Here is a 24,507-nt window from a genome sequence, read left to right on the forward strand (position 1 = left end):
TCAAGGATTCGGTTTTATCGAACTTGCGCAGTCCTTGACGGCCTGAGCACGGTGCTAGGCTGCGACGACCGCAGCGAGCTTTGTATTGCGCCAAACGCTGCGAGCTTCGGCTTCTCTCTTGGCTCGTCATTCCAGCGCAAGCTGGAATCCAGCCGTTGCTGTTGCTCTTGACGCCCAAAAACTGGATTCCAGCTTGCGCTGGAATGACGAGCGGCGGGGGGCGTCAAGGATTCGGTTTTATCGAACTTGCGCAGTCCTTGACGGCCTGAGCACGGTGCCAGGCTGCGACGACCGCAGCGAGCAGTTGTATTGCGCCAAACGCTGCGAGCTCTGGCGTCTCTTTGCTCGTCATACCGGCGAAGGCCGGTATCCAGCTTTTCGGTGTCGGCGAAAACCGAGCATAGAAGCTGGATACCGGTGGTCTCAACCGGTCGATGCAACATAGGCATGTTGTTTCGATCGGAGAGAAGGCATGGAGAGGTCGCGGTCACGCACCTTGAGTCAAGCGGAGCGACAGGAGGTTTGGCGCCGATTTCGCGCCGGTGAGTCGTTGCGGCAGATTGCCCGAGGACTGTCGCGCAACGCCTCGTCGGTGACGGATCTGGTCAAAGCACGCGGTGGCGTGGCGCCGATGGCGTCGCGCCGCTCGGCCCGTACGCTGACATTGCATGATCGCGAACACATTTCGCGAGGGCTTGTTGCCGGTGACTCATTCCGACAGATCGCGTGCGAGTTGGGCCGGCCAACGAGCACGATCAGTCGCGAAGTGGGTCGTCACGGCGGACGCCAGGGTTATCGCGCGGTGCTGGCCGACGAGCGAGCGTGGCAGCGGGCTCGTCGTCCGAAGGTGTGCCGTCTGGCGCGCTCACATCGACTACGGCATCAGGTTGCCTCAAAGCTGCGACAGGATTGGTCGCCGAACCAGATTGCCCAATGGCTTAAGCTTGAGCATCCGCATGAGCCGGAGCAGCGTGTGTCGCACGAGACGATCTACCGATCCTTGTTCATTCAGGCGCGGGGCGCGCTGAAAAAGGAGTTGATGACGCATCTGCGATCACAGCGACAACTGCGCCGCTCACGCAACGCCGAGCGTGTGCCGCAAGGTCGAGGACAGATTCCCGATGCGGTTTCGATCAGCGAGCGTCCCGCACAGATCGAAGATCGGGCAGTACCAGGACACTGGGAAGGCGATTTGATCTGCGGGGCGAACAACAGCTATGTCGGTACCCTGGTGGAGCGCCACTCTCGTTTTGTGATGCTGGTCAAGCTGGCCGGCAAGGACACGCAGACCGTGGTGCGTGCCCTTGCTCGTCGCATGAAGCGCTTGCCGGCAACCCTCAGAGGTTCGCTGACTTGGGACCGTGGTGCGGAAATGACCGCCCATGCCCGCTTCACTCTCGCCACCGACATGGCGGTATACTTTTGCGATCCCCGCAGTCCGTGGCAACGCGGATCCAACGAAAACACCAATGGGCTATTGCGCCAATACTTGCCGCGCAAGGCCGATTTATCGCTCTTTACACAGACTCAACTCGACGCGATTTCGCGACGACTGAACCAACGTCCACGAGAGACGCTGGCATTCAGAACGCCTGCTTTTAAACTCGCACAGGCGTTGCAATGACCGGTTGAGACCACCCCCGGCCTTCGCCGGTATGACGGCTTTGTAGATGGGCCGTGCAAATGGTTTGTCATTCCAGCGCAAGCTGGAATCCAACCGTTGCTGTTGCTCTTGGCGTCCAAAAGCTGGATTCCAGCTTTCGCTGGAATGACGAGCTAAGGGACGCCGCGCTTCGGCTGTTGATGTTGATGTTGTTGTTGCTTCTGGCGGCAGGAAGCCGCCCGCTCTACCCGGGGCCCCGTCGGCCGCGGCGAGATCGCGGAGGAAAAGCCCACGCAGCGGGTGCGCACAGGATGTGCGCCGTTCGTTGACGGGCCATGGATGGCCCATCAACGAACCCCGGAGCGATCTCGCGAAGTTTGCGGGCATGGATGCCCGCAAACCGCGGCCGTCGGGGTGCCCTTGGAGGGTGCTGGGAGGGGTTGGGCAAGCAACCTCTCCCTGCCCGCTCGCGGCAGCGAGCGGAACGCTTTGTTGAAAGCCGAGCGGAAACTACAAAGCGAAAAGCAACGTCAAGAGCGGGACCCCAGCTTTCGCCGGGGTGACGAGCCGAATAGACGAGCGAGTATGGCGCCGAGCAAAGAGCCCGGCGCAGCGTATCGAGTGCGAAGCCGGCCTGTAAGCCGGGTCCTGTTCGCCCGCTTCGCCAGAAGCAAAGCGCGCGCGACAGTCATTCCTCTAGGCGCACCGTCGCCGGTGCGCTCAAGCGACCAACCCGGAAGCGACGCGGGCAACGTCATTGCTTCCCTATTCGGTCTTGCTCCGGGTGGGGTTTGCCGTGCCGTGCGGCGTTGTCCCCGCACGCGGTGCGCTCTTACCGCACCGTTTCACCATCACCTGATCCCCTTGCGGGGCCATCGGCTGTCTGCTCTCTGTTGCACTTTCCGTCGGCTTGCGCCGCCCAGGCGTTACCTGGCACCCTGCCCTGCGGAGCCCGGACTTTCCTCGCGGCATCGCTGCCCCGCGACTGTCCGGCCGACTTCGCAACCGCGGATCATACGCGATCGGCGGGTCTCACGCCTCGTACAACGCCTTGCGCGGCGCCCCGGTGATCGCTGCCGCGAGTTTCGCCGCGCGCGCCGGCGGCAGTTCCTCGCGCAGCAGCGCGAAGACGCGCCGCCCTTCGGCGAGCTTGCCGTCTTCTTCTTCCGGCCGCCCCGCCACCAGCACCACGAACTCGCCGCGCTGCTGATTCGCATCGCCGTTCACGCGTTCGACGAGTTCGCCGAGCGGGCCGTCGAGCACGGTTTCGTACAGCTTCGTCAGCTCGCGCGCGACGACCGCGGGGCGCGTCGCGCCGAATACCGCGGCCATGTCGGCGAGCGATTCGGCGATGCGATGGCTCGATTCGTAGAACACGAGCGTGCGCGCGTCACCGGCGAGTTCGCCCAGACGCTCGCGCCGCGCGCCGCTCTTGGCCGGCAGAAAGCCTTCGAAGACGAACCGGTCGCTCGGCAGGCCCGCGACCGACAACGCCGCGATCGCCGCGCAGGCGCCGGGCACCGGCGATACGGCGATGCCGGCCTCGCGCGCCGCGCGCACGAGACGAAAGCCCGGGTCGCTCACGAGCGGCGTGCCGGCGTCGCTGATCAGCGCGATGCGCTCGCCGGCCTGCAGTCGCGCGACGAGCCGCTGCGCTTCGTCGCGCTCGTTGTGTTCGTGCAGCGCGACCGTACGCGTGGCGACGCCGAGACGGGCGAGCAGCGGCGCGCTGTGGCGCGTGTCTTCGGCGCAGATGAGGTCGGCGTCGCGCAGCACGGCCTGCGCGCGCGCGGTGACGTCGTCGAGGTTGCCGATCGGCGTCGCCACCACCCACAGGCGTCCGGGCTGTTTGTCCATGTCTGGCTCCTGCCGCCGGCACGAGGAGGCCGGCGCGATCCGCTATCATCGCAGGACTTGCGGGTTCGAGATCGGAGTGGACGATGCGTATGACGAACGCGCTGCGGCGCCTGCCTGCCGTGCTGCTGCTCGCGACGATGACGCTGGCCGCGGGCTGCGTCACGACCGGCGGCGGCCCGGGCACGGCCGTGCCCTCGGCGAGCGCCGACGAGCTGTATCAGCGCGGCGAATTCAACGCGGCGGCGCAGGCGTATCTCGCGCTCGCGCAGAGCAATTCGAGCCAGCGCGCGCACTTTCGCCTGCGCGCGGCCGAGGCGTTCCGCGAGGAAGGCGATCTCGCCGCCGCGGTCGACGCGCTCGACGGCGTCAAGCGCAAACGTCTGGCGGTCGACGAGGCATTCCGCTTCGACCTCCTCGAAGCCGAGATCGCGCTGGCGCGCAAGGATCACGCGCAGGCGCTCGCGCTGCTCGCGGTGCCCGATACGAACCTGCCGCCGGCGCTCGCCGTGCGGCGCCTCGAACTCACCGCGCGCGCGCAGGCCGAGAGCGGAGACGCGTACGGCGCGGCGCGCACGCGCGCGGCGCTCGACCGGTCGCTCGAAGGCCCCGACCGCGAGCAGAACCGCCAGCAGATCGTCGACACGCTGGCCGCGCTCGATTCGGCGACGCTCAAGGAACGCGCCGGACAGCTGCAGCCCGACGACGCGCTGCGCCCGTGGATCGAACGCGCGCTGCGCAAGCAGGGCCAGGTGCTGCCGCTCGTGACGATGCGCCCGAGCCGTCCGGTCGGCACGCTCGAGGCGAACGGCGAGCGGCGCGAAGGCTACGCGGCGACGAAACACATCGCGCTGCTGCTGCCCGCGAGCGGCTCGCTCAAGAACGCCGCCGCGGCGATACGCGACGGCTTTTTCGCCGCGTGGTTCAACGACGCGAACCCCGCGCCCGAACGCGGCGAGGTGCGTGTGTACGACGCCGGCACGTCGGCGCAGGACGCGCTCGCGGCGTATCAGCGCGCGGTGCAGGCCGGCGCCGACCGCGTCGTCGGGCCGCTGACGCGCGACGCCGTGAGCCTGCTGTTCGACCAGGGCCGCCTGCCGGTGCCGGTGCTCGCGCTGAACCAGGCCGACAACGGCCAGACGCCGCCGCCGGGCAGCATCGCGTTCGGCCTCCTGCCCGACGCCGAAGGCGCGCAGGCGGCCGAGCGAATGGTGTCGCTCGGTATCAAGGAAGCCGTCGTGATCGCGGCGACCGACGACTGGGCCGAGCGCGCGTCGCTCGCGTTCCGTGCGCAGTTCGAAAGCCTCGGCGGCGCGATCGTCGGCGAATCTCGCGTGCGCGAGGGCGACATCAACTACGCGCCGCTGATCCGCCAGTCGGTCGGCGCGTTTCAGACCGCCAGCAACGCCGCCATCTTCATCAGCATGCGCCCGCAGCAGGCGCGGCTGTTGCTGCCGCAGCTCAAGCTCGCCGGCATCACGCTGCCGGTGTATGCGAGTTCGCACGTGTACTCCGGCACGTTGAACGCCGGCCTCGACCGCGACCTCGACGGCCTCGAATTCTGCGACGCGCCGTGGCTGTTCGACGCGACGGCCGGCCTGCCGCGCCGTGAGGAGATCGCACGCGGCATCGACTCGGCGCGCGGCGGCGGCGCGCGCCTGTTCGCGCTCGGCCTCGACGCCTATTCGCTGTTGCCGTACATGGACTGGCTCGGCACGCATCCCGACAGCTATCTGCCCGGCGCGACCGGCCAGCTCGCGTCCGACGCGTTCGGCCGCGTGCATCGGCTGATGATCTGGGCGCGCTTCGAGAACGGCGTCGCGCGGCCGGCGTCCGGCCTGATCGGCCAGTTTTGACGCATCCGCGATGAAGGCGATCGGCGCGGTCTGGGAAGACGCCGCGTTGGCGGAACTCGTCCGCCGCGGCCTGACCCTGATCGTGCGCAACTGGCACTGCCGCCACGGCGAGCTCGACCTCGTCATGCGCGATCGCGACGGCGGCATCGTCTTCGTCGAGGTACGCTTTCGCGGCGACGGCATGCACGGCGACGGCATCGAGTCGGTCGCGGCGGCCAAGCGCGGCAAGCTGGTGAAAACCGCGCGCGAATTTCTGGCGGCGCATCCGGCGTTCGCGCGCGCGCCGTGCCGCTTCGATATCGTCGCGTTCAGCGGCGGTCCGCACAATCCGACGTTCGAGTGGTTGCGCAACGCCTTCGACGCTGGGAGCTGATTCGATGAAACGATGCTTACGCAACGCCCTGTTCGCACTCGCCGCGCTGCCGCTGCTCGGCGGCTGCTTCGCCGCGGTCGTCGGCGGCGCGGCGGCGGGCGCGGGCGCCGCGCACGACCGCCGCAGCTTCCGCACCGTCATGGACGATCGCAACATCCAGTTGTCGGCCTACGACAATTTGAACAAAGATAAAGAGCTCGCGCTCGAGAACAACGTATCGATCACGGTGTACAACGGCGTGATGCTCTTGACCGGCGAAGTGCGCACGCCGGAACTGAAGGAACGCGCCGAGGGCCGCACCGCGGGCTTCGAAGGCGTGCGCCGCACCGTCAACGACATCGAGGTGCGCGAGCCGGAAGGCTTCTGGTCGCGCCGCCGCGACAACACGATCACCGCGCACGTGAAGACCGCGCTGCTCGACATCGTCGACCTGCCCGGCTTCGATCCCACGCGCGTGAACCTCACGACGGTACACCGCACCGTGTATCTCATGGGCGTGCTCACGCGCGAGGAAGCCGAGCGCGTGGTCGAGGTCGTGCGCAATGTCGCCGGCGTCGAGAAAGTCGTGCGCGTGCTGGAGTACCGCGACGAATGAACGCGAGCGCCGGCCTGCGCGACGCCCTCGCCGGCATCTTCGCCGCCGGCGCGTACAGCGTCGATCCGGCGGAAACGCTCGTCTACGGCTACGACAACTCGCGCCGGCAGGCCGCGCCGGACGCCGTCGTGTTTCCCACGGCGCACGACGAGGTGGTCGCGCTCGTGGCCGCGTGCCGCAGGCTGGGCGTGCCGATCGTCGCGCGCGGACGCGGCACGAACACCACCGGCGCGACGGTGCCGGTCGCCGGCGGTGTGGTCGTGTCGTTCGAGCGCATGAACCGCATCGTCGAGATCGATCCCGCGAACCGTCTCGCGGTCGTCGAACCCGGCGTGCTCAACGGCGCGCTGCAGGCCGCGCTCGCGCCGCACGGCTTTTTCTGGCCGCCCGATCCGACGTCGAGTCCGTACTGCACGATCGGCGGCAATCTCGCGTGCAATTCGGCCGGACCGCGCGCCGTGAAGTACGGCGCGCCGCGCGAGAACACGCTCGGCCTGCGCGCGGTCGCGGGCACCGGCGAGGATTTTCGCTGCGGCTACCGTACGACGAAGGGCGCGACCGGCTACGACCTCACGCGCCTCCTGATCGGCGCCGAAGGCACGCTCGCGCTGATCACCGAGGCCACGCTGAAACTCACGCCGCTGCCGGGCGCCAGGCGGCTGCTGCGCGCAACGTATACGACGATACAAAGCGCGGCGCTCGCCGTTTCGCGCATCATGGCGCAGCCGGTCGTGCCGTGCGCGCTCGAGTTTCTCGACGACGAGGCGCTGCGCCTGGCTCGCGCGCACGGCGGCGACGCGATTCCCGTCGCCGGCGCGATGCTGCTGATCGAAGCCGACGGCGAGCCGGATACGCTCGCCGCATCGGTCGACGCGATCGCGCGCGCGGCGCGCGGCGAAGGGCTCATCGAACTCGTCGCGGCGAACGACGCGGCCGAGGCCGACGCGCTATGGGCCGCGCGCAAGGCATTGTCGCCGGCGCTGCGCTCGATCGCGCCGATGAAGATCAACGAAGACGTGGTGGTACCGGTCAGCCGCGTGCCGGAACTGATCGGCGGCTTGAAGGCCATTTCCGCGCGCCATGCGATTCCGATCGTCAATTTCGGCCACGCCGGCAACGGCAACATCCACGTGAATCTCTTGTATCGTCCGGAGGACGCGGCGCAGGCCGCGGCGGCGCCGGACTGTCTCGCGGCGGTGTTCGATCTCGTGCTCGCGCTCGGCGGCACGCTGTCGGGCGAACACGGCATCGGCCTCGTCAAGCGCGAGTTCCTGCCGCGCGCGCTCGACGCGACGTCGCTCGCGCTGATGCGACGGATCAAGGCGCAGTTCGATCCCGACGGTCTGCTCAACCCGGGCAAGCTCTTGCCGGACTAAGAAAGTATGAAACGTTTTCTGATTGCAGTGACGATGCTCGCCGCCGCCGGCACCGCGTTCGCGGCCGACACGCCGCGGCGCATCCTGATGGTCGGCAACAGCCTGAGCTACACGAACAACCTGCCGCAGCTCCTGGCCGCGGTCGCGCGCGCGAGCGGCGAGTCGGAAGTCGACGTGCAACTGGTCGCCACCGGCGGCGGCACGATCGCCGAGCGCTGGCGCGACGGCTACGTGCAGCGCCTCTTGCGCGACGAGCACTGGGACGTGCTCGTGCTGCAGGAACGCGGCGGCCGCATCGCGTGCATCGCCGACCAGCGCGCGGCGCCCGGCGACAGCTGCCGCGAACTGCGCAACGCGCACGACCGCTTCGTCCGCCTCGCGCGCGAGCGCGGCGTCAGGCCGTTGCTGCTCGGCACCTGGACGCCGGAAGAGCGCTGGCAGCATCGCCTCTCCGAAGGCCTGCGCGAGCTTGCGGTCGAAACCCGGGCGCGCGCGGTCGATCCGGGGCCGGCGCTCGCCGCGCTCGCGGCGAAGCGCCCGCCGGGCGCGGTCTACGCCGACGAGCAGTTTCATCCGACGCTCGACGCCTCGGTGCTCGTCGCGTGTGCGCTGTACCGCGAAATCTACGGCCGCGAGCCGCGGCGCGCGGGCCTAGACGCGCGCATCAGCGTGCTGCCGGCGTCGACGTATTTGTATGCGATGCGCACGGTCGAAAATCAGAACCTGCCGCTGCCCGAGCCGCAGCCGGTCGCGCTGTCGGCCGAGAAACTCGGCGAACTGATCGACGCGATCGCCCCGCGCTGAGCACGTCAGTCCGCCTTGCCGCCGCGTTTCAGGCGGGCGAGCCGGTATGTGGCGTAGTCGTCGTCCGCATCGAGCGCGACGGCGCGCTTGAACAACGCCGCGGCCTTGTTCCTGTCGCCGCGATCCAGCGCGATTTCGGCCATGCCGTCGTAGCTGCCCGACGAGGTCGGGAACGTCGCGAGCGTGAAGTCGAAGATCGCCGCGGCGGCATCGAGCCGGCGATCCTCGAAGAGGTCGTAGCCGAGGTGCAGCAGCATGTTTTCGTTCAAGCCCGGATCGTCGGGCTTGGCGCGCGCGAGCGCCTGGTACTGCGCGATCGCCGCCGCCGCGTCCTTGTCGACGATCGTCGTCCAGAGCACGTCGCGCGCCGACCGCGCAGGCTGCGCGTACGGCGCGCCGAATACGATCGCGGCGAGATCCCTGCCGGCCCGGCCGGCGGACATGCGGTCGCTGTTGCCGAGCACGATCACGGTCACGCGCGCGTCGGGAAAGCGCAGCAGATACGACGAGAACCCGTTGAGGCTGCCGCTGTGCTCCGTCGTGCGCCGGCCGTACGCCTCGCCGATTCGCCAGCCGTACGCGTAGCCGTCCTTGAACGCGGTGAACATCCGCTCGCGCGATGCGCGCGAGACGAGCGTGTCGGCGTAGAGCGCCTGATCCCAGCGCAGAAGGTCGCCGGTCGTCGAGGTCAGGCCGCCGGCGGCGTAGCTGGCGGTCGGATCGACGAACGGCGCGCCGACGAACCGCGTGCCGCGCGAGTAGTAACCGGTCGCGCGGCCCGGCACGAGTTCGCGGTTTTCGGTGTACGCGGTGTGCAGCATGCCGAGCGGCGCGAAGATCGCGTCATGCAGGTACTGCGCGTAGGTCTTGCCCGACGCGCGCTCGATCGCGAGCCCGAGCAGGTGATAGCCGGAATTGCTGTACTTGTGCTTTTCTCCCGGAGTGAACTCGAGCGGCAGGCCGCGGACCAGATCGACGAGTTCGTCGCGCCGGTACCGCCGGAGCCCGAGGTCTTCGTCCCAGTCCGGCAGACTGGAAAAGTTTCTGATGCCCGACGTATGCGTCAGCAGATGGTGCAGCGTGATCGGCCGCCATGATTTCGGGCAGTCGGCGAGATACCGGCAGATAGGGTCGTCGACCTTCAGCTTGCCCTGCTCTTCGAGTTGCAGGATCGCCATCGCGGTGAACTGCTTGGTCAGCGATGCGATGCGGAAGATCGTGGAAGGCGTGTTCGGCGTGCCGGTCTCGATGTTCGCGAGGCCGTAGCTGGCATCGAACAGCGGCACGCCGTCGCGCGCGACCAGCACCGAGCCGGAAAAATGCGCGTCGCGGACGGCGGCCTGCAGATAGGCGTCGATGTTCGCGGCGATGCTCGTCGCCGCGGCGGCGGCGTTTGTCGCACCGTCGGTGGCCGGCGGCGTCTGCGCCGTCGCGAGGCTTGCGGCGAGCGCGCACGCGCCCGCCAGCGCGGCCCAGCGGCCGCGTCGTTTCGTCGTCATGTCGGTTCCTTGGTGGACTAGCGGAATGTTCGGCCGCTCAGGGCCGGCCGGCGACCGCGCCGTGGGCGGCGAGCCAGGCACGCACGGCGGGATCGCGCGCCTGGTTCAGCGGCGATCGCCAGCGCCCGAGCCAGCCGTCGGCGACGACGCCGAGATTGACGTCGGCGCCGTGCGCGACGAGGCGCCGCACCGTCGAGAGATGGCCCTCGCGCGCCGCGTTGATCAGCGGCGTCTCGTCGTAGGTCACGACGCGATCGACGTCCGCGCCGGCCCTGATGAGACGCTCGACGATCGCGTCGTGCCCAAGCTGCGCCGCGACGATCAGCGGATTGCCTTCGCCGAGCGACGCGCGGTTCGGATCGGCACCGAGGTCGAGCAGCGTGTCGACGGTGCCGGACCTGCCCGCGCGGATCGCCTGGATCATCGCCGTGCCTTCGTCGAGCACGCGCGCGTCGACGTCGGCGCCGTCGCGAACGAGCCGGCGCAGGGCTTCGTCGTCGCCGCTGCGCGCCGCGGCGAGCAGTGCCGCGGCCTGCGTGTCGGTGGCGGGCGTGGTCCATGCCGAGAAATCGACCGATGGAGATGTGGCGACGGCAACGCCCGCGAACGCGACGAGCAGACCGGAACACAGTGCGACCGCTGCGCGGCGACGCTGCGGCGACACCTCGGTCTCGTCGTCGAGCAGACCGTCGATGCGGCGCGCGAGCTGGCTGCGACGCGCGAAGATGCCGGCGGCGAGCGGCATCGCCTGTGCGTCGGCGACCGGCAAGGTTTCCGCCATCGTCAGCAGCGACGCGGCGTAGCCGACACGCACGCCGCTCGCGTGCGCGGCGCGTTCGTCGCAGGCCATTTCGCGCGCGAGTTCCAGCCGCCGCTCGATGAGGCGCAGGAACGGACTCCACCAGAAAACGGCCAGCGCGAGGCGCACGAGCGCGGCCAGCCACAGATCGCCGCGCCGGATGTGCGCGATCTCGTGCCGCAGCACGTCGCGCAGGATGCCGGCTTCGAGCCCGTCCGCGACGGCGCGCGGAATCAGGATGCAGGGGTGCAGCAGGCCGACCACCATCGGCCCGTCGGTCGCGGTGGTCGCGATGCGCGCGCGGCGCGGCAGCACGTCCGCAAGTTCGGCCTCGAGCGCCGGCGCCGGATGCGCGCGGCGGCGCAGGCGCCGGGCGAGCGCCCAGCCATCGAACAGCCGAGTCAGTTGCACGAGGATGCCGACGGACCATGTCAGCACGACCAGCGTCCACGGCGAACGCGGAACGTCGAGATGCACCATGTCGCGGCGATAACCGGCGTCGTACACCGCTTCGTCGACGGTCGCGCCCTCGCCCGGCAACGGCTCGAGCGCCGGCGCGGACGACGCGATCGCCGGCGCCAGCGTCGACGCGCCGGGCACGAAGATCGCGAGCGGCGACAGCGCGGCAGTCAGAAAGATCGCCAGCAGCAGCCACGAACGCCATTCGGCGCCGAGCGCGCTCACGCGCGACAGCAGCAGCGCCGCTGCGAACAGCAAGGCGCTGACGAGAAGATGATGAAACGCCAGGGAGAGCGCCGCGTCGATCAGGCTTTGCATCACGATTTCCCCTTCGCGCCGGCGGCGTCGACCTTGCGCCGCAGCGCCTCGAGTTCCGCGCGATCGATCTCGTGCTCGGCGACGAGGTGCTGCGCCAGCACGTTCGGCGAGCCGTCGAAGAACTGCGCCAGCAGCTCGCTCAACGCGCGCTTGCGCGCCTGTTCGCGCGTGATCGCCGCGCGATAGATGAAGGCGCGCCCGTCCTGGCGGTGCGTGACGAGCCCCTTCTTGTGCAGCACGCCGAGCATCGTCAGCACCGTGGTGTAGGCCGCCGGCTTGTGCCTGGACAATTCGTCCGCGACGTCGCGCACCGAGGCTTCGCCCTTGTGCCACAGCACATCGAGTATCGCGTGCTCCGACTTCGTCAGCGTCGTCGAGGGAGGTCTGGCCATGGCGCTTCTACGTATTCGTTAGTTGATGCGCGGCATCGTAGGCGCGACGCCGGCGGCACGTCAACTATTTATTTAGTAGCTACGGAACGACGTGCGCGACGGCTGCGAGCACGGCACCGGCCATGACGCCCGCCAGCGCATCGTCGAGCATGACGCCGAGACCGCCGTGCACGTTGCGGTCGGCCCACGAGACGGGCCACGGTTTCCACACGTCGAAGATGCGAAAAAGAATAAAACCGACAAGAATCCACCACCACGCGGGAGGCGCCAATGCGAGCGCGAGCCACTGCCCGACGAATTCGTCGACGACGACGAAACCCGGATCCTGCACGCCGGTTCGCGCCACGACGATGCGCGACGCCGCGATGCCGAGCGCGAACACGAGCGCGACCGCGACGAAATAGCCGGCGAGCGGCAGGTCGCGCAGCCACAGCCAATACGGAATCAGCGCGACGGCGGAACCGACCGTGCCCGGCGCGACCGGCGCGAGGCCCGCGCCGAAACCGGTCGCGATCCAGCCGGCCGGGTGCGCGAGCAGCGCGCGGCGCTGCGCGGCGTCGAGGCTCACGCGAAATGATCCCAGCCGGCGCGGTCGGGCGCGAGCGCATCGCCGCCGGCGTCGACGAGACCGGGGCGTTTCGTGACCGTGCCGATGCGCGCGATCGGCACGCCGGCCTGCGCCGCCGCGCGCTCGGCGTCGGCGACGCGATCGTCCGGCACGGTGAAGCACAGTTCGTAGTCGTCGCCGCCGCGCAGCTGCCAGTCGCGCCGGCGATCGGGGTCGGCGCAGGCGCGCAGCGCGTCGGACGCGGGCAATGCGTCAACGTCGACCGTCGCACCGACGCCGCTGCGCCGCGCGACGTGGCCGAGGTCGGCGGCTAGGCCGTCGGAAACGTCGATGCAGGCGGACGCGACGCCGCGCAGCGCGAGGCCGAGCGCGACCCGCGGCGTCGGACGGTCCAGCCGCGCGCGCAGAGCCGCGCGTTCGGGCCGCGACGCGAACGCGTCGGCGAGAACGACGGCTAGGCCCGCCGCCGCGTCGCCGAGCGTGCCGCTGACGAAAATGGCGTCGCCCGCGCTCGCGCCGTCGCGTCGCAACGCGGTGCCGCGCGGCACGAAGCCGTGCACGGCGACCGTGATAGCGAGCGGACCGCGCGTAGTGTCGCCGCCGACGAGCGCGACGCGATGTTCGGCCGCGAGCGCCGCGAAGCCGTCGACGAACGCGAGCGGCCATTCGGGCGAACCCTCGGGCAAGGTCAGCGCGAGCGTGACCCACGCGGGCTCGGCGCCCATCGCCGCGAGATCGGAAAGGTTCACCGCGAGCGCCTTCCAGCCGACGTCGAACGCTGCGGTGTTCGGCGGAAAATGCACGCCGGAGACGAGCGTGTCGGTCGAAACGACGAGTTCGTGGCCGGGCCGCGGCGCAAGTATCGCCGCGTCGTCGCCGATGCCGAGGACGACATCGTCGCGCGTGTTTGAAACGCGCGACCGGATTTCATCGATCAGCGCGAATTCGCGCATCAGCGCCCGCGGTATTCCGTCGTGCGCCACTGGCCCGCGAGCTTGTCGAGCACGCCGTTGACGTAGGTGTGGCCGTGGTCGGCGCCGAAGCGCTTGGTCGTTTCGATCGCCTCGTTGATGACGACGCGATACGGCACGTCGATGCGATACCGAAGCTCGTAGGCGCCCAGGCGCAGCGCGGCGCGTTCGATCGGGTCGACCTGCGCGACTTCGCGGCCGAGAAACGGCAAGAGGCCCGCGTCGAGTTCGGCGCAGTGCGATTCCACGCCGCGCACGAGGTCTTCGAAGTATTCGAGGTCGGCGACTTCCATGTCCTGCTCGTGGCGGAACTGGTCGATCACCGTGCCGATCGCGCTGCCGGACAGCTGCCACGCGTACAGCGCCTGCAGCGCGCGGCGACGTGCGCGCGAGCGCGCCTGGAGATCCACACCTTCGGGTTTGCGCGACGAATTCACAGCTTGCTCCACAAATCAGCCATTTCCACAGCGGCGAGCGCGATGTCTTCGCCTTTGTTGCCGTGCGCGCCGCCGGCGCGCGCTTCGGCGTCGGCGTACATCTCGACCGCCAGCACGCCGTTCAGCACCGGCACGCCGTGGTCGAGCGCGACGCGCATGAGGCCCTGCGCGCAGCCGTCGGCGACGTGTTCGTAGTGGCGCGTATCGCCGCGCACGACGCAGCCGAGCACGAGGATGCCGGCGTAGCCGCCCTTGCTCGCCAGCCGCGCGACCGCGACGGGCAGTTCCCACGCGCCGGGCACGCGCACGACGTCGATCGCCGCGTCGCTCGCGCCGTGTTCGCGCAGCACGCGCTGCGCGCCCGCGACGAGCGGATCGACGATGCGGGGGTTCCAGCGGCTCGCGACGATCGCGAAACGCCGGTCGGCGGCGACGCGCAGGTCGCCGGAAATCTCGGGCATGGGAGGGCCGCGCGGTTGAACGGGGGCCGCTAGTTTACCCGACTTGATGCCCGACCACTTCGAGGCCGAACCCGGCGAGCCCGACGAGGCGCCGCGCGGGGCCGAGCACGGTCAGGCGCCTGACGCCCAGGTCCATCAGGATCTGCGCGCCGAGGCCGTGGCGGCGCCATTCCTGCACGGCGTCGGTTTTCGCGTCGGCCTTGGCCGTCGCGCGCACGCGCCGCGTCAGTCGATCGAGCACCGCGGCGGCGTCTTCCGGCTCGGCCAGCACGAGCACGACGCCGCGATCGGCGTCGGCGATGCGGCGCAGCGCGGCCGTCACGGTCAGGCCGAGGTCGTCGCGCGTGAGGTGCAGCACGTCGCTCAGCGTGTTGCGCACATGCACCCGCGTGAGCACCGGCGCGCCGTCGTCGATCGCGCCGCGCGCGAGCGCGAAGTGCAGCGAGCGCGAGAGCAGGTCGCGATACGCGACGAGGCGGAACGCGCCGAACTCGGTGTCGACGGTTTCGTCGTGCACGCGCTCGACGGTTTTTTCGGTTTCGAGGCGATAGCGGATCAGGTCGGCGATCGTGCCGATGCGCAGGCCGTGCTTTTTCGCGAACGCTTCGAGCTGCGGCCTGCGCGCCATCGTACCGTCGTCGTTGAGCACTTCGACGAGCACGCCGGCGGGTTCGAGGCCCGCGAGCGCCGCGAGATCGGTCGCGGCCTCGGTGTGGCCCGCGCGCGTCAGCACGCCGCCCGGCTGCGTCGTCAGCGGAAAGATGTGGCCCGGCTGCGTCAGGTCGTGCGCGCGCGCGTCCGGGCGCACGGCGGTGCGCACGGTGTGCGCGCGGTCGTACGCGGAGATGCCGGTCGTGACGCCTTCGGCCGCCTCGATCGACACCGTGAAATTGGTGTGGTGCGGCGACGTGTTGTCGACGACCATCGGCTTCAGGCCCAGCTGGCGGCAGCGCTGCGGCGTCAGCGACAGGCATACGAGCCCGCGCGCCTCGCGCACCATGAAGTTGATGTCTTCGGGCCGCACTTTTTCGGCGGCCATGATCACGTCGCCTTCGTTCTCGCGGTCTTCGTCGTCGAGAATGACGACCATGCGGCCGGCGCGGATGTCCTCGATGATGTCGGGGATGGTGTCGAAGCTCATCAGATAGTTCCCTGCTGCAGCCGCTCGACGTAACGCGCGACCATGTCGACCTCGATGTTCACGGCGGCGCCGGGAGCGAGGTCGGAAAAAGTGGTTTTTTCCACGGTGTGCGGAATGAGGTTGACGCCGAAGCGCGCGCCGTCGACTTCGTTCACGGTGAGGCTGACGCCGTTGATCGCGACGGAGCCCTTCGCGGCGATGTAGCGCGCGAGTTCCTTCGGCGCTTCGAACACCCAGCGCTGCGACCGCGCGTCCGGCGTCACCGACACGACGCGGCCGACGCCGTCGACGTGGCCCGACACGAGATGCCCGCCGAGGCGGTCGGCGAGGCGCAGCGCCTTTTCGAGATTGACGCGGCTGCCGGCGACGAGTGCGCCGAGCGTCGTGCGCGACAGGGTTTCGGTCGAAACGTCGGCGGCGAAGCCGGCGGCATCGAGCGCGACGGCCGTGAGACACACGCCGCCGACGGCGATGCTGTCGCCGAGCGCGACGTCCGCGAGGTCGAGATCGCCCGCGTCGACGACGAGACGCGTATCGCCGCCGACCGGCTCGAGCGCGCGCACGCGGCCGACGGACTGGATGATTCCGGTGAACATCAGGCGTTTCCTGGCCGCAACAACAGGCGGATATCGTGGCCGACCTGCCGTTGTTCAACCACCGCGAGATTCCGGCGCATGCGCATGTCGTCGATGCGCGGCAGGCCCACGAGCGGCCGGCCGGCGTCGCCGAGCAGCGTCGGCGCGACGTACAGCAGCAGCTCGTCGACGAGCCCGGCCGCGACGAGCGCGCCGGACAGCGTCGGCCCGGCCTCGACCTGCACTTCGTTGAGGCCGCGCTGCGCGAGCGCACGCAGGGTAGCGTCGAGGTCGAGCCGCCCTGCCGTTGCGGCGACGGCGAGCGTTTCAACGCCGGGAACCGAGGCGCCGCGGCCGTGCACGATCAGTGTCGGCGCGCTCGCGTCGCGCACGCGCGCGGCGGCCGGCGTGCGCGCGGCGCGGTCGAGCACGACGCGCAGCGGCGGCGCGAAGTCGATGCCGTCGGGCAGTCGCACGGTCAGCTGGGGATCGTCCGCGAGCACGGTGCCGACGCCGGTGAGGATCGCGCTCGACCGCGCGCGCCAGCGCTGCACGTCGGCGCGCGCGGCCTCGCCGGTGATCCATTTCGACGCGCCGTTCGCGAGCGCGGTGCGGCCGTCCAGGCTCATCGCGAGTTTTACGCGCACCCACGGCCGGCCGCGCTGCACGCGCGACAGAAAGCCGCGGTTGAGTTCGCGCGCGGCATCGGCGAGCACGCCGTGCTCGACCGCGACGCCGGCGTCGCGCAGCCGCGCAAGGCCGGTGCCGGCGACGGCCGGGAACGGGTCTTCGATCGCCGCGACGACGCGCGCGACGCCGGCGGCGATCAGCGCGTCGGCGCACGGCGGCGTGCGGCCGTGGTGCGCGCACGGCTCGAGCGTGACGTAGGCGGTCGCACCGCGCGCGGCGTCGCCGGCTTCGCGCAGCGCGAACACTTCGGCATGCGGCTCGCCGGTGCGCCGGTGCCAGCCCTCGCCGACGACGCGCTCGCCCTGCGCGATGACACAGCCGACCCGCGGGTTCGGCATCGTCGTATACAGACCGCGCTCGGCCAGACGCAGCGCGCGCGCCATCATCGCGTGATCGAGCCCGCTCATCAGGATTTCTTGCGCGACGGCGGCGGCGGCGTGGTGTTGCCGAGCAGCGGCAGCTGCAGGCCTTCGAGCACCGGCAGGTCGCGTTCGAGTTTTTCGATTTCCTCGCGGAACGCCTGCACGTCGGCGAAGCGGCGATAGACCGAGGCGAAGCGCACGTAGGCGACCGAATCGATGCGGCGCAGCTCGTCCATGACCCATTCGCCGATGCGGCGCGACGGCACTTCGCGCTCGTTCACCTGGCGCAGGAGGCGCAGGATGTTGCGCACGACCTCGTCGACGGCGTCGCTCGGCACGGGCCGCTTCTGCAAAGCGCGCTCGACGCCGCTCTTGAGCTTGTGCTCGTCGAACGCCTCGCGCCGCCCGTCGCTCTTGACGACGTGCGGCAGCTTGATCTCGGCCGTTTCGAACGTGTTGAACCGTTCGCCGCACGCGGGACACTCGCGCCGGCGCCTGACCGTGGAACCGTCCTCGGTCAGGCGCGAATCGATTACGCGCGTGTCTTCGTGCTGGCAGAACGGGCAATGCATGATGTGTCGATACTACCCGCCGGCGTTCCCTTTGTGATCATCCATACACGGGGAAAGCGCGGCATTGTGCAGTCACGGCGTCGCGCACGCGCGCGAGCACCGCGTCGTCGTTCGGCGCGTCGAGCACGTCGCACAGCCAGTTGGCGAGATCGGTGCACTCGGCCTCGCCGTAGCCGCGCGTGGTCACGGCCGGCGTGCCGATGCGCACGCCCGACGTCACGAACGGCGAGCGCGGATCGTTCGGCACGGCGTTCTTGTTGACCGTGATGTGCGCCTTGCCGAGCGCCGCTTCGGCGTCCTTGCCGGTCACGTCGCGGCCGATCAGGTCGATCAGCATGAGATGGTTCTCGGTGCCGCCCGACACGATGCGGTAGCCGCGCGCCTGGATCGCCGCGGCCATGGCCTTGGCGTTCTTCACGACCTGCTGCTGGTACGTCGTGAACTCGGGTTCGAGCGCTTCCTTGAACGCGACGGCCTTCGCCGCGATCACGTGCATCAGCGGGCCGCCCTGCGTACCCGGGAACACCAGCGACTGGAATTTCTTTTCGAGCTCTTCGTTCGCCTTGGCGAGAATGATGCCGCCGCGCGGGCCGCGCAGCGTCTTGTGCGTCGTCGACGTCACGACGTCGGCATGCGGCACGGGATTGGGGTAGACGCCCGCGGCGACGAGACCGGCGACGTGCGCCATGTCGACCATGAAGTACGCGCCGACCGACTTGGCGATTTGTGCCATGCGCGCCCAGTCGACCACCTGCGAGTAGGCGCTGAAGCCGCCGATGATCATCTTCGGCTTGTGCTCGGTCGCCAGGCGCTGCATGTCGTCGTAGTCGATCCTGCCGGTGGCGAGGTCGATGCCGTAGGGCACGATGTTGAACAGGCGGCCGCTGAAGTTCGCCTTGGCGCCGTGCGTGAGATGGCCGCCGTGGGCGAGGTTCATGCCGAGCACGGTGTCGCCCGGGTTGAGCAGCGCGAAGTACACGGCGGCGTTGGCCTGCGAGCCCGAATGCGGCTGCACGTTCGCGTAGTCGGCGCCGAACAGCTGCTTGACGCGGTCGATGGCGAGCTTTTCGGCAATGTCCACAAATTCGCAACCGCCGTAGTAGCGCTTGCCCGGATAGCCTTCGGCGTACTTGTTCGTGAGCTTGGTGCCCTGCGCCTCGAGCACGCGCGGACTGGCGTAGTTTTCCGAGGCGATGAGCTCCACGTGGTCTTCCTGGCGCTGCCCTTCGGCCGCGATGGCGTCGGCCAGGGTGTCGTCGTAGCCGCGGATGCGCATATCATGTTTGAACATAGGAAGGGCGCCGGGTCGGGAAAGAGACCGTAAATTCTACGGTTTCACGAGTCGAAAGTCCCATAACACCTGGTTGTCAGACCCCTCAGGCGCCGCCGCATTCGGCGAATTGGCGCGCCCGGGCTTAGGAGTTCGCATGAGCGTCGTCAATCCCACTCTCGTCAACAACGAAGTTGCCCGCGCCTACGGCCTGCTCGGCGGCGGCAAGCCCGCCGATGCCGAAAATGCGGTACGCGCGCTGATCCAGGCCGAACCCGAGGCGGCCATCGCCTACGTGCTGCTCGGTCATCTGCTGCGGTTGCGCGGAGACCTCGCGCAGGCCGCGAGCGCGCTCGAAACCGCGCGCAGGCTCGATGCGTCGATCGCGCAGGGACACGCCGAGCTCGGCCTCGTCTACGCCGAAGCCGGCCACGCCGCGCGCGCCAGGCCGCTGATCGCGCAGGCGCTGGAGCTCGCGCCGCGCGACGCGAACATGCACTGGATCGCCGGCCAGGCCGCGGCGCTCGACGGCAAGGCCAGCATCGCCGAACAGGCGTTCGCGCAGGCCGAACGGCTCATGCCCGGCATCGGCGCGCACCGCTATTCGCTCGGCATCGCGGCGCTGCGCGTCGACCGTTACGTCGCCGCGCGCATCCATCTGTCGGCGGCGTCGCGGCGCGACCCGAAGTCGGCCGCCGCGTGGGCCAATCTCGGCGCCACGCTGGCCGCGCTCGGCAACGTCGAAGACGCGATCCAGGCAATGACGCGCGCGCGCGCGTTGCGCCCGGCCGATGCGCAGCTCGCATCGCTGCTGGCGCGCGTCGCGGTGCAGGCCCCGACGGTTTCGCCCGAAGCGAAGGTGACCGCCTGCCGCGACGCCGCGGCGCTCGATCCGACGAACGACGACGTGGCGATGCTGCTCGTCAGCGCGCTGGCTCAGGCATACCGCTACGCCGAGGCGAAGGACGTCGCGCGCGCCGTGGTCGAACGCGATCCGCGGCATCTCCTCGCGCATTGGCTGTCGTTCCAGCTGCCGTCGCGGGTCGCGTTCGACACCGAAGAAGAACGCGACGCGTATCCGGCGCAATGGCGCGACGGCATGGCGGCGTTCATGACGCGCGCGAACGAACGCGGCGCCGCCGCGGCGTGGGCCGAGGCGGTGCTCGACAGCGTCAGCAACTACTACCTCACCTATCGCCCCGAACCGCTCGTCGACGAGCACCGCGCGAACGCGCGGGCGACGCGCCTGCTCGTCGAGGCGCTGGGTCTTGCCGCGCACGAACGCGCGGTCGCGCCCGTGACGCGCACGCGCCGCCGCATCGGCATCGTGTCGCCGCATCTGCACGCGCATTCGGTCAGCAAGGTGTTTTTGCCGATGGTCGCGGCGCTGCCGCGCGACGCGTTCGAGATCGTCGCGTTCTATCCGTCGCCGCGCCCCGACGCCGTCACCGCGCAGTGGCGCGAACGCGCCGACGTCTTCGTCGACGGCGATCTGCCGCTCGCCGAATGGGCCGCGCGCATCGCCGCGAGCGATCTCGACGTGCTCGTGTATCTCGACATCGGCATGCATCCGATCATGAACGCGCTGACCGCGCTGCGCCTCGCGCCGGTGCAGGCGGCGGCGTGGGGCCACCCGGTCACGACGGGTTCGACGGCGATCGACTATTTCCTGTCGGCCGACGCGATGGAACCGTCCGATGCCGACACGCACTACGTCGAACGCCTCGTGCGCCTGCCGCGTCTCGGCACGACGTTTGCGGCGCCGCAGGTTGCCGTCTCGCCGTTCCGCGACCGCGAGACGATCGAACTCGCCTGCGTGCAGAACGCCGCGAAGCTCGCGCCGCGCTACGACGCGCTGTGGGCGCGCATTCTCGCGCAGTGCCCGAATACGCGGCTGTCCGTGTACTGCGGCCTGCCGACGTTCGTCGCCGACGGCCTGCGCGAGCGGCTGACGCGCGCGCTCGCGGCGGCCGGGGTCGATCCGCAACGTTTGACGGTACATCCGCTGCTGGCGCCCGACGCGTTCGATGCGGCGCTGGGCGACGTCGACGTGCTGCTCGACTCGATGGATTTTTCCGGCGGCATCACCGGCTTCGAATGCCTTGCGCGCGAGCTGCCGATCGTCACGCTGCCGGGGCCGTGCATGCGCGGACGCCAGACCGCCGCGATGCTGCGGCAGGCCGGCGCGGACGACCTCGTCGCGCGCGACGAGGACGACTACGTCGCGATCGCGGTACGGCTGTGCAACGACGCGCAGGCGCGCCGTGCGGCGGTCGAGCGCATCGCGAGCGGCAAGGCCGCGCTGTTCGACGACGCGGGCGTCGCCGAGGCGTTCGCGCGGTTCCTGGAACAGGCGCAGCCGCCGGCCTGACGGCACCGGGCCGGCGCGCGCCGCGCGCTGGCCCGCGGGACGCGCATCGACGATAATCGGCGGTCTTTCCGCCTACCGGATACGTCGTCCCATGCAATACATCTACACCATGATCGGGGTGAGCAAGGTCGTGCCCCCGAAGCGCGAGATCATCAAGGACATCTCGCTGTCGTTCTTCCCCGGGGCGAAGATCGGCCTCCTGGGCCTCAACGGCTCGGGCAAGTCGACGGTGCTGCGCATCATGGCCGGCGTCGATACCGACTTCAACGGCGAGGCGCGCCCGCAGCCGGACCTCAAGATCGGCTACCTGCCGCAGGAACCGCAGCTCGATCCGGAAAAGACCGTGCGCGAATCGGTCGAGGAAGGCGTGTCGGACATCCTGCACGCGCAGCAGCGCCTGGACGAGGTATACGCCGCGTACGGCGAGGAAGGCGCCGACTTCGACAAGCTCGCCGCCGAACAGCAGCGCCTCGAAAACATTCTCGCGGTGACCGACGCGCACACGCTCGAGCGCCAGCTCGAAGTGGCCGCCGACGCGCTGCGCCTGCCGGACTGGGACGCGAAGGTCGGCAACCTCTCGGGCGGCGAAAAGCGCCGCGTCGCGCTGTGCCGCCTGCTGCTGTCCAAGCCCGACATGCTGCTGCTCGACGAGCCGACCAACCATCTGGACGCCGAATCGGTCGAGTGGCTGGAAAACTTCCTGCACGACTTCCCCGGCACCGTCGTCGCGGTCACCCACGACCGCTACTTCCTGGACAACGCCGCAGAGTGGATTCTTGAACTCGACCGGGGCCGCGGCATTCCGTGGAAGGGCAACTACTCGTCGTGGCTGGAACAGAAGGACGCGCGCCTGAAGCAGGAAGAAGCGTCCGAAAAATCGCGCCAGAAGGCGATCCAGCGCGAACTCGAATGGGTGCGCCAGGGCGCCAAGGGCCGCCAGTCGAAGGGCAAGGCGCGCCTGAACCGCTTCGAGGAACTGAACTCGGTCGAATACCAGCAGCGCAACGAAACGAACGAGATCTACATTCCGCCGGGCGAGCGCCTGGGCGACATGGTGGTCGAGTTCAAGGGCGTTTCGAAGGCGTTCGCCGATCGCCTGCTGATCGACGACCTGTCGTTCAAGGTGCCGCCCGGCGCGATCGTCGGCATCATCGGTCCGAACGGCGCGGGCAAGTCGACCTTCTTCAAGATGATCACCGGCCAGGAAAAACCGGACAAGGGCGAGATCGTCATCGGCCAGACCGTGCAGATGGCGTACGTCGACCAGTCGCGCGACAAGCTCGACGGCACGAAGAACGTGTGGCAGGAAGTGTCCGGCGGCGCCGACATGATCACGGTCGGCAAGTATCAGACGCCGTCGCGCGCGTACATCGGCCGCTTCAACTTCAAGGGCCAGGACCAGCAGAAGCTCGTCGGCTCGCTCTCGGGCGGCGAACGGGGCCGACTGCACCTCGCCAAGACGCTGATGCAGGGCGGCAACGTGCTGCTGCTCGACGAACCGTCGAACGACCTCGACGTCGAAACGCTGCGCGCGCTCGAAGAAGCGCTGCTCGAGTTCCCGGGTTGCGCGATGGTGATTTCGCACGACCGCTGGTTCCTCGACCGCATCGCGACGCACATCCTCGCGTTCGAAGGCGACTCGCACGTCGAGTTCTTCACCGGCAACTACCGCGAGTACGAGGAAGACAAGAAGCGCCGCCTCGGCGACGAAGCGGCGAAGCCGCATCGGATGCGGTACAAGAAATTGGCGTGATGCGTGGAAGCGGCGATGGCGGGATTCGTCGCGCACGGGAAGGAACGGTCATCCCCGCAAAAGCGGGGATAAGCATAAACCGCCGGTTGGGCATTGGCATTGCCTCGGGCTTCGGCATTGGCTTTGGCAGTTGCTTCTGGCGGCAGGAAGCCGCCCGCTTCACCCGGGGCCCCGTTGGTCGCGGCGAGATTGCGGAGGAGAGCCCGCAGGGTCGCGCGCAGGAAGCGCGCGAGTTCGTTGCAGGGCCATGGATGGCCCTTCAACGAACCCCGGAGCGATCTCGCGGAGTCGGAGGGCAGGATGCCCGTAGACCGCGGCCAAGGATTAGGAGCTGGATCCCGGCCTACGCCGGGATGACGAGCGAAAGGCGGAGATCAAAGGCTGGATCCCAGCTTTCGCTGGGATGACGAGCGAAAAGGCGAGCGAAGCGACGAGCGAAAAGACGAGCGAAGCGACGAGCGAAAAGACGAGCGAAGCGACGAGCGAAAAGACGAGCAAAGCGCGTCAGCCAGCCCCCGCGCGCGCCTGCGCGCCCACACCCCGCGCCACCACAGCCCCGGCAACAGCAGCGCGAAACGCGCCCACAACCCGAGCCACACGATGCCGCGCACGAACGGATTGCCCGCCGCGCGATCGAACTTCGCGAACCATCGCCACATGCCGCGGTGCTTGTGCCACGCGACGAATACCGGCCGGCGCCGGCTCGATCCGCCCTTGCCGTGCACGACGCGGATCGTTCCCGCATACACGACCTCGCGGCCCGCGTCGCGCACGCGGCGGCACAGGTCGAGGTCTTCACAATGCAAGAAATAGCCTTCGTCGAAGCCGCCGAGCGCGTCCATCAGCGCGCGCGGCAGGAACATCAGCGCGCCGGAAACCGCTTCGACCGCGACGTCGGCCTCGGCCGGCGCCGCAGGGCTGTTGACGCCCGCGAGCCGCGGCCAGCGTGATTCGAAACGCGCGAGGCCCGTAAGGCTCGCGAGGCTGCGTGCAAGCGTCGGATCGCGACGCCGCGACGCCGGCTCGTCGACGCCGTTTTCGTCCACGACGCGCACGCCGATCAGTCCCGCGCCCGGTCGCGCGGCAAGCAGCGCGCACAGGCGCGCGATCGTGTCGGGTTCGATCAGGCAATCGGGATTGAGCACGAGCACCGCATCGCCGTTCGCCTTGGCGAGCGCGCGATTGACGCCGGGACCGAAGCCGAGATTCGCGCCGTTCTCGACGATGCGCACGCGCGGCTCGTGCGCGTAGCGTTCGGCGAGGCGCGCGACGCTGCCGTCGGACGACGCATTGTCGGAAACGATGAATTCGACGTCGACGGTGCTGGCGAGCACGCGCGCGGCGCAGTCGGCGATGCCGTCGCCGCTGTCGGCGGCGACCACGATCACCGTCGTCAGCGTCGACACAC

At 69.3% G+C, this 24,507-nt stretch carries 22 protein-coding genes and 1 other RNA gene; 8 read left to right on the forward strand and 15 right to left on the reverse strand.

The window, feature by feature from the left end; genetic code table 11:
• Window positions 1-472 precede the first annotated feature (472 nt).
• Window positions 473-1,624, forward strand: a complete 1,152-nt coding sequence (locus tag OD750_RS19155; RefSeq protein ID WP_263540908.1) for an IS30 family transposase — start codon at window positions 473-475, stop codon at window positions 1,622-1,624.
• A 600-nt stretch (window positions 1,625-2,224) separates the two neighbouring features.
• On the opposite strand, the gene rnpB is transcribed toward OD750_RS19155, so the two are convergent.
• Both rnpB and rsmI read right to left on the reverse strand, forming a co-directional pair.
• An RNA gene (gene rnpB, locus OD750_RS19160) (RNase P RNA component class A) lies at window positions 2,225-2,604 on the reverse strand.
• Between the two features lie 31 nt (window positions 2,605-2,635).
• Window positions 2,636-3,460, reverse strand: a complete 825-nt coding sequence (gene rsmI, locus OD750_RS19165; protein WP_263541086.1) for a 16S rRNA (cytidine(1402)-2'-O)-methyltransferase — start codon at window positions 3,458-3,460, stop codon at window positions 2,636-2,638.
• Window positions 3,461-3,543: 83 nt separating this feature from the next.
• On the opposite strand from rsmI, the gene OD750_RS19170 reads away from it, so the two are divergent.
• The 5 genes from OD750_RS19170 to OD750_RS19190 are packed head-to-tail and all read left to right on the forward strand — an operon-like array spanning window position 3,544 to window position 8,461.
• On the forward strand, window positions 3,544-5,313 hold the full coding sequence (locus OD750_RS19170) for a penicillin-binding protein activator (RefSeq protein ID WP_263541085.1): 1,770 nt from the start codon (window positions 3,544-3,546) through the stop codon (window positions 5,311-5,313).
• A gap of 10 nt (window positions 5,314-5,323) precedes the next feature.
• Window positions 5,324-5,686, forward strand: a complete 363-nt coding sequence (locus tag OD750_RS19175) for a YraN family protein (protein WP_263541084.1) — start codon at window positions 5,324-5,326, stop codon at window positions 5,684-5,686.
• A gap of 4 nt (window positions 5,687-5,690) precedes the next feature.
• Complete coding sequence (locus OD750_RS19180; protein ID WP_263541083.1) at window positions 5,691-6,281, forward strand: BON domain-containing protein; 591 nt, start codon at window positions 5,691-5,693, stop codon at window positions 6,279-6,281.
• On the forward strand, window positions 6,278-7,657 hold the full coding sequence (locus OD750_RS19185) for an FAD-binding oxidoreductase (RefSeq protein ID WP_263541082.1): 1,380 nt from the start codon (window positions 6,278-6,280) through the stop codon (window positions 7,655-7,657). Before OD750_RS19180 ends, OD750_RS19185 begins: the two co-directional genes overlap by 4 nt.
• Window positions 7,658-7,663: 6 nt before the next feature.
• Complete coding sequence (locus OD750_RS19190; protein ID WP_263541081.1) at window positions 7,664-8,461, forward strand: SGNH/GDSL hydrolase family protein; 798 nt, start codon at window positions 7,664-7,666, stop codon at window positions 8,459-8,461.
• A 5-nt stretch (window positions 8,462-8,466) separates the two neighbouring features.
• On the opposite strand, the gene OD750_RS19195 is transcribed toward OD750_RS19190, so the two are convergent.
• The 12 genes from OD750_RS19195 to glyA all read right to left on the reverse strand — a co-directional run bounded on the left by OD750_RS19195 (window position 8,467) and on the right by glyA (window position 18,996).
• Window positions 8,467-9,960: a serine hydrolase gene (locus OD750_RS19195; protein WP_263541080.1), complete on the reverse strand. Its 1,494-nt coding sequence runs from the start codon at window positions 9,958-9,960 to the stop codon at window positions 8,467-8,469.
• Window positions 9,961-9,997: 37 nt separating this feature from the next.
• The gene (locus OD750_RS19200) at window positions 9,998-11,536 is read right to left on the reverse strand and encodes a M56 family metallopeptidase (RefSeq protein WP_263541079.1); all 1,539 of its coding nucleotides are present in this window, start codon (window positions 11,534-11,536) and stop codon (window positions 9,998-10,000) included.
• Window positions 11,536-11,928, reverse strand: a complete 393-nt coding sequence (locus tag OD750_RS19205; protein ID WP_263541078.1) for a BlaI/MecI/CopY family transcriptional regulator — start codon at window positions 11,926-11,928, stop codon at window positions 11,536-11,538. Before OD750_RS19205 ends, OD750_RS19200 begins: the two co-directional genes overlap by 1 nt.
• A gap of 79 nt (window positions 11,929-12,007) precedes the next feature.
• Window positions 12,008-12,496, reverse strand: coding sequence for a phosphatidylglycerophosphatase A family protein (locus OD750_RS19210; RefSeq protein ID WP_263541077.1), 489 nt, complete (start codon window positions 12,494-12,496; stop codon window positions 12,008-12,010).
• Window positions 12,493-13,449 carry a thiamine-phosphate kinase gene (gene thiL / locus OD750_RS19215; protein ID WP_263541076.1) on the reverse strand — a complete coding sequence of 319 codons (957 nt, stop codon included), beginning with the start codon at window positions 13,447-13,449 and terminating at the stop codon, window positions 12,493-12,495. The genes OD750_RS19210 and thiL overlap by 4 nt, the downstream gene beginning before the upstream one ends.
• Window positions 13,449-13,904, reverse strand: coding sequence for a transcription antitermination factor NusB (gene nusB, locus OD750_RS19220; protein WP_263541075.1), 456 nt, complete (start codon window positions 13,902-13,904; stop codon window positions 13,449-13,451). The genes thiL and nusB overlap by 1 nt, the downstream gene beginning before the upstream one ends.
• Window positions 13,901-14,365 (reverse strand): 6,7-dimethyl-8-ribityllumazine synthase, encoded by a 465-nt coding sequence (ribH, locus tag OD750_RS19225; RefSeq protein WP_263541074.1) that lies wholly within the window; start codon window positions 14,363-14,365, stop codon window positions 13,901-13,903. Before ribH ends, nusB begins: the two co-directional genes overlap by 4 nt.
• Before the next feature lie 34 nt (window positions 14,366-14,399).
• Complete coding sequence (gene ribB, locus OD750_RS19230) at window positions 14,400-15,506, reverse strand: 3,4-dihydroxy-2-butanone-4-phosphate synthase (RefSeq protein WP_263541073.1); 1,107 nt, start codon at window positions 15,504-15,506, stop codon at window positions 14,400-14,402.
• The gene (locus tag OD750_RS19235; RefSeq protein WP_263541072.1) at window positions 15,506-16,102 is read right to left on the reverse strand and encodes a riboflavin synthase; all 597 of its coding nucleotides are present in this window, start codon (window positions 16,100-16,102) and stop codon (window positions 15,506-15,508) included. Before OD750_RS19235 ends, ribB begins: the two co-directional genes overlap by 1 nt.
• Window positions 16,102-17,154: a bifunctional diaminohydroxyphosphoribosylaminopyrimidine deaminase/5-amino-6-(5-phosphoribosylamino)uracil reductase RibD gene (gene ribD, locus OD750_RS19240; protein ID WP_263541154.1), complete on the reverse strand. Its 1,053-nt coding sequence runs from the start codon at window positions 17,152-17,154 to the stop codon at window positions 16,102-16,104. The genes OD750_RS19235 and ribD overlap by 1 nt, the downstream gene beginning before the upstream one ends.
• A 23-nt stretch (window positions 17,155-17,177) precedes the next feature.
• A complete protein-coding gene (nrdR, locus tag OD750_RS19245; protein WP_263541071.1) occupies window positions 17,178-17,705 on the reverse strand; it encodes a transcriptional regulator NrdR in 528 nt (175 codons plus the stop codon).
• A 37-nt stretch (window positions 17,706-17,742) separates the two neighbouring features.
• Window positions 17,743-18,996 carry a serine hydroxymethyltransferase gene (glyA, locus tag OD750_RS19250; protein WP_263541070.1) on the reverse strand — a complete coding sequence of 418 codons (1,254 nt, stop codon included), beginning with the start codon at window positions 18,994-18,996 and terminating at the stop codon, window positions 17,743-17,745.
• Between the two features lie 136 nt (window positions 18,997-19,132).
• Here glyA and OD750_RS19255 point away from each other — a divergent pair, with 136 nt between their 5' ends.
• Together OD750_RS19255 and ettA are read left to right on the forward strand one after the other, a co-directional pair.
• Window positions 19,133-21,346 carry a tetratricopeptide repeat protein gene (locus tag OD750_RS19255; protein ID WP_263541069.1) on the forward strand — a complete coding sequence of 738 codons (2,214 nt, stop codon included), beginning with the start codon at window positions 19,133-19,135 and terminating at the stop codon, window positions 21,344-21,346.
• A 91-nt stretch (window positions 21,347-21,437) separates the two neighbouring features.
• The gene (ettA, locus tag OD750_RS19260) at window positions 21,438-23,099 is read left to right on the forward strand and encodes an energy-dependent translational throttle protein EttA (RefSeq protein ID WP_263541068.1); all 1,662 of its coding nucleotides are present in this window, start codon (window positions 21,438-21,440) and stop codon (window positions 23,097-23,099) included.
• Between the two features lie 374 nt (window positions 23,100-23,473).
• On the opposite strand, the gene OD750_RS19265 is transcribed toward ettA, so the two are convergent.
• Window positions 23,474-24,505 (reverse strand): glycosyltransferase family 2 protein, encoded by a 1,032-nt coding sequence (locus OD750_RS19265; protein ID WP_336407568.1) that lies wholly within the window; start codon window positions 24,503-24,505, stop codon window positions 23,474-23,476.
• Between the last annotated feature and the right edge of the window lie 2 nt (window positions 24,506-24,507).

Source organism: Tahibacter soli, assembly GCF_025717065.2.
GTDB lineage: Bacteria > Pseudomonadota > Gammaproteobacteria > Xanthomonadales > Rhodanobacteraceae > Tahibacter > Tahibacter soli.